The sequence below is a fragment of the Arthrobacter sp. MDT2-34-1 genome, from assembly GCF_059091365.1.
In genome coordinates, this window is the sequence record NZ_JBNHGO010000080.1 from 1 (window position 1) to 712 (window position 712).

At 67.1% G+C, this 712-nt stretch carries 1 protein-coding gene; it reads right to left on the reverse strand.

Annotated elements, in window-relative coordinates; translation table 11 throughout:
- On the reverse strand, positions 1–712 hold a 712-nt coding region (locus AC5RVV_RS17715), incomplete at both ends, for a bifunctional allantoicase/(S)-ureidoglycine aminohydrolase (RefSeq protein ID WP_494002663.1).

Here is a 712-nt window from a genome sequence, read left to right on the forward strand (position 1 = left end):
AGAGCAGGTAGCGGAACTTGCCGGGACCGCCGGCGTAGCAGGCCTGCGGGCAGAAGGCGCGCAGCCACATGAAGTCACCGGCCTCCACCTCCACCCAGTCGTCGTTGAGCCGGTAGACGGCTTTGCCCTCCAGGACAAAGAGGCCGTGCTCCATCACGTGCGTCTCGGCGAACGGAATGGAGGCGCCCGGTTCGAACGTCACGATGTTCACATGCATGTCGTGCGCCAGGTCATTGGGGTCCACGAAGCGCGTGGTGGCCCACTTGCCGTCGGTGCCCGGCATCGGGGACGGCTCCACGTCCTGGTCGCTGGTGACGAAGGACTTGGCCGTATAGCCCTCCAGCGGCTCGTAGGCCTTGCGGACCCAGTGGAAACTGGCGGCCTCGCCGCCGTCGTTCTTGACCGACCAGTCCGCACCGGCGGCGAGGTAGGCGTACCCGCCCGCTTCCAGCGTGTGCTGCTCGCCTTCCAGGGTCAGCATCAGCTGGCCCTTGGTCAGGAAGATGACGCCTTCGACGCCGGCCTCCGGCTCCGGCTTCTGGCTTCCCCCGCCGGGGGCCACCTCCACGATCAGCTGAGCGAACGTCGTCGCAAATCCGGCGATCGGCCGGGCGATGATCCAGGACCGGGTATTCGTCCAGCCCGGCAGGTTGCTGGTGACGATGTCCCGCAGCACGCCCTTCGGGATGACGGTGTAGGCCTGCTTGACGAC